General features: G+C 38.6%; 8 protein-coding genes. 1 reads left to right on the forward strand and 7 read right to left on the reverse strand.

Translation table 11 applies throughout. The annotated features are described in order from the left end of the window. Positions 1-51 precede the first annotated feature (51 nt). A complete protein-coding gene (locus AN486_RS25685) occupies positions 52-960 on the reverse strand; it encodes an LD-carboxypeptidase (protein WP_290602967.1) in 909 nt (302 codons plus the stop codon). Continuing rightward, the gene (locus tag AN486_RS25690; protein ID WP_053537727.1) at positions 953-1,975 is read right to left on the reverse strand and encodes a DMT family transporter; all 1,023 of its coding nucleotides are present in this window, start codon (positions 1,973-1,975) and stop codon (positions 953-955) included. The genes AN486_RS25685 and AN486_RS25690 overlap by 8 nt, the downstream gene beginning before the upstream one ends. Before the next feature lie 160 nt (positions 1,976-2,135). Between AN486_RS25690 and AN486_RS25695 the strand changes: the two genes are divergently transcribed. Continuing rightward, positions 2,136-2,615, forward strand: coding sequence for a molybdenum cofactor biosynthesis protein MoaE (locus tag AN486_RS25695; protein WP_053537726.1), 480 nt, complete (start codon positions 2,136-2,138; stop codon positions 2,613-2,615). 310 nt (positions 2,616-2,925) lie between these two features. Here the strand turns inward: AN486_RS25695 and recJ are convergent, their stop codons facing one another. The 5 genes from recJ to def form a co-directional block, all read right to left on the reverse strand. Beyond that, positions 2,926-5,238, reverse strand: a complete 2,313-nt coding sequence (gene recJ, locus AN486_RS25700; protein WP_290602968.1) for a single-stranded-DNA-specific exonuclease RecJ — start codon at positions 5,236-5,238, stop codon at positions 2,926-2,928. A 77-nt stretch (positions 5,239-5,315) separates the two neighbouring features. Continuing rightward, entirely contained in the window at positions 5,316-6,122 is an 807-nt protein-coding gene (locus AN486_RS25705) for a PD-(D/E)XK nuclease family protein (protein ID WP_190382360.1), read from the reverse strand. Between the two features lie 77 nt (positions 6,123-6,199). Further along, a complete protein-coding gene (locus AN486_RS26775; protein WP_325064579.1) occupies positions 6,200-6,328 on the reverse strand; it encodes a hypothetical protein in 129 nt (42 codons plus the stop codon). A 231-nt stretch (positions 6,329-6,559) separates the two neighbouring features. Then, positions 6,560-6,763, reverse strand: a complete 204-nt coding sequence (locus tag AN486_RS25715; protein ID WP_027403670.1) for a hypothetical protein — start codon at positions 6,761-6,763, stop codon at positions 6,560-6,562. Positions 6,764-6,775: 12 nt separating this feature from the next. Further along, on the reverse strand, positions 6,776-7,339 hold the full coding sequence (gene def / locus AN486_RS25720) for a peptide deformylase (RefSeq protein ID WP_027403669.1): 564 nt from the start codon (positions 7,337-7,339) through the stop codon (positions 6,776-6,778). Between the last annotated feature and the right edge of the window lie 61 nt (positions 7,340-7,400).

The raw sequence follows: 7,400 nt of genomic DNA on the forward strand, positions 1-7,400 counted from the left end.
CCCCAACCTCCCCTGCTTGCCTTCACCCCTCATTTTCGGGTTGACAGACTACTAGCGCAATATCCCATTGTCTCCATCTAGGGTTACTTTTACACCCACAGGTAAAGCAGCATTGGGGCTATCATGACCAAAGGGGAGGTTAGAAACTATGGGAATACCTAAATCACCCAAACGATCGCGCAAAACTTCCTCTATAGTAAAACTAGGTATGTGAGGTGGGGCTTCACACTTGGTAAACCCTCCCAAAGCAATACCACGAACTTTAGATAAAGCCCTGCTCAACCGCCACTGTGTCAACATTCTATCAATGCGATAAGGTGTTTCTGTGACATCTTCCCAGGCTAAGATGACACCATCAAGGTTGGGTAAAATCGGTGTTCCTAAAAGATGGGTAGCGACTGTGAGATTACCAGGAAGTAAGATTCCTGTAGTTGTACCACCACCCCAACCACAACCTTTTAAAGGTGCGATCGCCCGACCTTCTACTATGTCCAATAACCGCTTGATTGACCATTCTGGCTCATTGGTTAGGGTAGTCATGACGGGACCATGTACACTGGCAATCCCGGCGTTGTAGAGACTCCAAAGCAGGGCTGTAATGTCAGAAAAGCCGATTAACCATTTAGGGGTAATGGTATTTTCTTGCCAAGTCCAATCTTCTAAAATCCGGCTACTACCAAAACCACCTCTCGCGCAGAGAATACCCTTGCATTCTGGATCTTGCCATGCTGTGGCTAATTGTTGACGACGGTGGGCATCTGTACCAGCTAGATAACCATGTCTATCATTTATATTTTCGCTAATTTTAATCCGATAGCCGTGGGACTTCCAAATTTCCACACCTTGATTAAAAGCTTCAACTTCTCGCAATGCACCACTGGGGGCAATGACGCGCAGTAAATCACCGGGTTTGAGGGGTGGGGGTAGGAGGGTAGATTTGAGATTTTGAATGTTAGACATCAAGAGAATTACTGGCGGTTGTTAAATTCTGAGTAGATGTGGTATTTGTATCGGTGATAGTAGGTTTCTGATTTCCGCCGATATTTTCCCGTTGGTTAATTAAATAAATACTGATTAAGGTAAGAAAAACCCCAAACCATTGAATAGTAGTCAGGACTTCATTGAGAAAAATATAACCAAATATTAAAGCAAAAACGGGTGTGAGAAAAGTCAGAGAACTTAAACTGGTGAGATTACCACTGGAGGCAAAGTAGAAAAATAATCCGTAAGCGATCGCACTGCCAAATACAGTAGCATAACCTAATCCCATCCAGTCCGATAGGACAAGATTTTCCCACTGTTGAGATTCTAATACTGAAGAAATTCCCCACAAAGGCAAGCCACCGATAATCATGTGCCATCCTGTAGCCGTTACCGGATCTGCATAGCGGCAAACAAACCGAATCATCACTGTTCCCACAGCCATTGATAAAGCGGCGAGTAACATTAATAACTCACCACTATTAAATAACTCTTGCCAATTATCTATGGAAGTAGTGATCCCCGCCTCAAAAAGATGGAAAATCCACTCTTGGGGTAAACCAATCAGACTAATTCCTGTAATTCCCAAACCTAACCCCAACCATCCCCATAAACCAATATGTTCTTGAAATAGCCAGAGTGAAAGTAAAGCGACTGCTAAGGGTTGGGAGTCTATCATCACCGAACCTAAGCCGGCATTGGTTCTGACTAAACCTTCGGCTAAAAAGCCTTGAAATAATGTACCATCAACCAAAGCAAATATAATAATCCACAACCATCCTAACCAACTTTGAGGTTGGGGTTTACCCATGAATGCAGCCACTATGAGAATTAATACTCCCGCAGGTATCAATCTGACTCCAGCCATAAATAGGGGTGTAGTATGAGGAATTACGCCTTTCATTGCCACCATTGCTGTACCCCAAAGGAAAAAAGGAGCAATTAATAGCAGATACGCAAGGGGATTTTTAGATCCACTGAGTTGCACTTGCATGAGATAATTGTGGTTTTTATGAATAGTTGAAAAAATTAGTTTAACTGATTTTACGGTTTTTAAACTACCCACACTATAAACTTATAGAATAATTATTAAACGCAGATAAACGCAGATAAACGCGGATGAATAAATTTGAGGATTTTTATGAGGAGAATGTATGATTACAACTAAACCCAGGGTTGAAGATAGTTTTGGGATTACATTAGCACCATTGTCTGTGGAAGAAATCTACAGTAAAGCAGATAATCCTGCTAATGGTGCTGTGGTACTGATGAGTGGTATGGTTCGTAATCAAACTGATGGTAAGTCTGTGGTAGCTTTGGAATATCAGGTTTATGAACCGATGGCTTTACAGGTATTTTATCAAATTGCTGATGATATTCGCCATCAATGGTCTGATGTGAGTCGGGTGGTAATATATCATCGCATTGGCAGATTATTAGTTGGGGAAATTAGTGTGGTTGTGGCTGTGGGTTGTCCCCATCGTGGTGAGGCTTTTGCCGCTTGTGAGTATGCTATTGATACACTCAAACATAATGCGCCAATTTGGAAAAAGGAACACTACAGCTTGCTAGGTGAAGATGGTTCTCCCATAGCAGACTCTAGTTGGGTATCTATTAAAAACTGTAACCATTAAATAGGGGCAGAAGTTTGAGAACCTCCACCCCTACCAAACCCGTTACCTGTTAAGTAGGTAGAAAAAATTAATGATACAGAAAAATTGGATTTAGTGTAGGGGTAGCACCCCCGTGCCTACCGCGATATTTGGGGCTTAATTAAAGGTTTTTACTGATGTCCGCAATTAATTGATCTAGTTCGCTGATTTCAACTAATATATCAGGGTCACTGAAGGATTTCAGAGCATCGGCTGTTCTTTGTATGATAAAAAAGTCCAGCTTCTAGCCGTTTTGAGTATAACATTCGTCAACCCAACCTACGAAATGAGATTATTTACCAATCATGGCAACAATAATAGATAAAGGCACATGAAAAAAATAATCTTGTTGAAATTGTTCTTCTCTGACTGCGGCTAAAAATTTGTTAATAACATGATCTGCTGGTTGGTAATGATATGTGGAATCCCAGATTATTTGTAGATGATTATCTTGACGTTGGATGATAAATCCTAAATGTTTTAATGCTTGAAAACCCAAATATAGGGTTTGATCACTAATACCTAGTTTCTCTAAAAGTTGGACTTGGGTAACAGGTTGATTTTTTCGACTCAGGTATTTAGAAATGCCTAATAAAGTTAACCAAATGTCCTTGGGAGTTAAATTATGGGGTTTTTTCCAAGCAATAACTAATTGTTTTTTCTGATTTAGTGATTGCTTTACCCACAAACGTAAATTATCCCAATTATTAGGGCAATCTTGCATAATTAATAATGATTCTTCTGAGGTTAGTTCGGTTAAATTTTCCTGATTTCGCCAATCTAAAATTAATGCTGAATTTTTGGTTTTTAATTCACTTTCCGTATTAGGACGGACGGCGATTAATCTAATTTCATAACGTTTTTTAAAGCTGTTAAAATCAATTTCGGCAATACAATCACATCTACCAATAGGCAATTCTTCTTTATAGTGTCCCCACCAAATCCCCGGAAACGGATTGTTGGTAGAATTATCTCGAATATTGAAGTCAGTTTTAATATATTGGATTTTATTTCCTTTTAAATCTTCTTGATTTTTATGCCAAGAATTTTCAAACCAACAGTTTTTGATTAATAATTTGGGGATAGGATTGCCCATTCCACAGGGTTCTAATAGTTTTAATTCTAAAAATAAATCTTTGCCTAAATCGGCAACTGTCACCACCAAATCAGCTTGCACTGTTGGAGTGAGATTTATTCCTCCTAAAGATTGACGTAATTTCTGGTTAATGGCGGCTGTAAATAGGGGAATATTTTCTACTAATAAACTCAAACCCGCAGCAAAGGGATGTCCTCCAAAACGATGTAATAAATGGGCTTGTTCTTGAACTAATTGATATAAATCAACGGAGTTAATGGAACGGGCAGAACCTCGTGCTAGAGATGGGCTAGAATCCGTCTTATTTTCTTTTGCTTCTGTACTTAACAAAATTGTCGGTCGCCCTGTTTCTTGGGCAATTTGTCCGGCAACCAGACCTAAAACACCACCTGCCCATTGAGGATCTTCTAAAACGATGACGCTGGTGGTTGATAAGTCTAATTGACTGAGTTTTTTAGTAACTTGGACTTGGACATCTTTTTGTAAAGATTTGCGACGGGAATTAGCTAATTCTGTTTCTTCTGCAAGTTGTTGACAACGCTGCATATCTCTACTGGTTAATAATTCTATACAGAAACTAGCATCACCATGAATACGACTAACGGCGTTAATGCGGGGTCCCAAACCAAAGGAAATATCTGTGGGGCGATCGCCACTTTTCTGGCATAATTCTAATAATTTCCCCACTCCTGGTCTTCTTCTGGCTGATGGGATTTTTTTAAAGTCTGTGTGTAATTGTTGAATTCCCAACTGTGCCAAATAGCGACAATCACCACTTAATTGGACTAAATCGGCAATTAATCCTACTGCTACTAAATCTAATAAATCTGTTAATGGATGTTCGGGAATATCTGGCAAACTTATATATAATGCTTCCACCAATTTATAAGCAACTGCCACACCAGAAAGATGATATAAAGGATGTTCTTTTGCTAAATAACGCGGGTTAATAATGGCAACAACCGGAGGGCGTTCTGGTGGTAATGTATGATGGTCAGTCACAATTACATCTATCCCTAAATTTTGGGCATAGATGATTTCTGAAATATTTGTACTGCCTGTATCACAAGTAATAATTAATTTACAACCTTGGGCGGCTAAATTATCAATTCCTGGCTGATTTAAACCATGAGATTCTATTAAACGATTGGGAATATAATAACTTAATTGACGATGTTGCTGAAAAAATTCACCTAAACCATCCCATAATACCGCAGTCGAGGTAATTCCATCGGCATCAAAATCTCCCCAAATAACAATTTTTTCTCCTGTTTTCCCCGCAGTTATTAACCGTTGTACAGCCAAATTCATTTCTTGTCCAAATTCAAAAGAATTGGCAGGTTGATAACTTTGATAATTAATAAAAGCCGCTAACTTTTCTTGATCTTGAATTCCCCGTTGCCAAAATAATTGAGCAGCAAAGTTACCACCTGTTGTTGGTACGTATTTTTTCACTAATTCGATAAACCAATCAGGAGGTTGTTCCGTTCCTGTTAAAATCCATTCCATTTTAAACCACATTCTAACTTCTGTATTTCTTTCTTTGCGCCTTTGCGCCTTTGCGTGAGACAATCTTATTCATTAATTTAAAGTGATACTTCAGCAATATTTTCTAAATTAGGAAATTGCTGGTTAATATCTTCTGTTGCTTGTGTGATTTTTTGACGTTGACACCTCATGGCATATTGACAAGATTCACATATTTTCTGGGATTTGGCAATTTGGGGTAATGATATATTATTCTGATAATCTTTTACCCATTGTGTGAGATTGTTTAATAGTTGATTTAATTCCTGTGCTGTTTTCTGATGTTCTTTCTCATTATAACAAAATTTAATATGTTTAGTTTGCTCTTTTGATTGCACAAACCAGTAGGTTAGGGAAATATTTTCTAATAAATAGTTGCTAGTTTCTGCCATGACGTACAGATAAAGTTTTGTTTGCCAATTTTCAGCTAATGTTGCTCTTTTTGGTGGTTGGGGATAGGTTTTCCAGTCGAGAATTTGAGATTGATTTTGGTCAGCAATTAATAAATCATAAATGACAGTCAGGAGATAATTACCAATTTGTAATGTTCGATAATGTTCGCTTTCTCGAAAAGTTTGATTATGAATATTAGTTATAAATATTTCTGGAGCAATTTTGCTAAAGTCAGTCATCCAATTTTGTAATTGAGGATCTGCTTGTAGTAATTTATTAATAGGTAAATCCATTTCTCGCTGCTGCATAAGCAAGTGAAACCGACTACCTAAAATTTGATATTCTTCGTGTTTAGGATCTAGAGGAGTATTTAGTTGTTCTAAGTAGCTATGTTGGAATTTACGGGGACAAGCTGCGAGTAAGTTTAGATGTCCTTGGGAAAGTCGGAGTATGGGGGTAGAAGTTGGTAGCATGATTCTATTTTATTGATCTAAATCCAAAAATAAAGATTCTATGTCCTGACTTGCCCCTACAGATAGAATATACTCCATTATTTTTTATTCTCACGAGCAATTCTAATTTTTTCTTGTAATCTAGCCATAACAACATCACTACTAACCACTTCACCTCGGTCAATTTGGGCAAGTCCTACAGCGACTTTTTTGCGTGTTCCTTCCATTCCTGATCCTCTTTTTTCCACTCCGATAACACTTTAAGTGCTTTAATTATCACATCGTCGGCATTGGTATAATGACCTGTGGCAATATAGGAATGGATCAGTTCTTCAGTTTCTGGTTTTAGTTGAATTTTCATGATTTATAATCATCAATTACTTAGTAAAAAATAAAAGGTAAAAGGGTGAAGTGTGCATTCCTCATTCATCCTCTTACCTTTTTCATATACCTGATGCTTATCCTATATTATCTCGTGCATCCCTCACTGCGGCAATAAAAAAGAATACGGTGAGAGGAATGCTCAAAGCTAGGATAATGGCAGTGGTTGGGACACCAAAATCTGGTTCTCCATAACTCAATTCAAAAACTGAACCAACAGCGGCGATCGCTGCAACACAAGCACCACCTAAAAATAAACCGCTTTTTGGAGTTAAATACACTACTAGACCACCCTATACTACTGGTTTCACTGCCTGATACGAGAAGCCATTTTTAGATAACTCTTCGTTTAAAGTCAAGGAATTTTCTACACGATCTACAAATACCACACCATTAAGGTGATCCAATTCGTGAAGAATACAGCGACCGAGTAAATCACCTGCTGTTAAGGTTTGGGGACGACCATATTCGTCTTTATAGGCGATTGTTACCACTTCTGGACGTTTTACATCTAGAAAGACATTAGGAATACTTAAGCACCCTTCCTGAGCCACACAGAGCTTACTGCTAACCTGTTTAATGGTAGGGTTAATTAACACTAATGGCGGATGATTGGGTTGATCTGGTTCGCAGTCAATAACGATAAGTTGTTTATTGATGCCAACTTGAGGTGCAGCCAAACCAATGCCATCTGAGCTATACATAGTTTGCAGCATTTCGCGCACTAGTTGGCGGAGTTCGTCATCTATTTTAGTAACCCGCTTTGCCGGTTGACGCAAAACGCGATCGCCTAAGTAGTGCATTTGCAAAGGTGGATTTTTTAATTTTTTCTTCTCGACAGCAATATCAGACGGCATGGTTTTTGATGGCTTGATAGTGAACAATATATTTTAATTCTATCGTTAGTGGGGAGTGGGG

Source organism: Anabaena sp. AL93 (assembly GCF_001672085.1).
Lineage (GTDB): Bacteria > Cyanobacteriota > Cyanobacteriia > Cyanobacteriales > Nostocaceae > Dolichospermum > Dolichospermum heterosporum.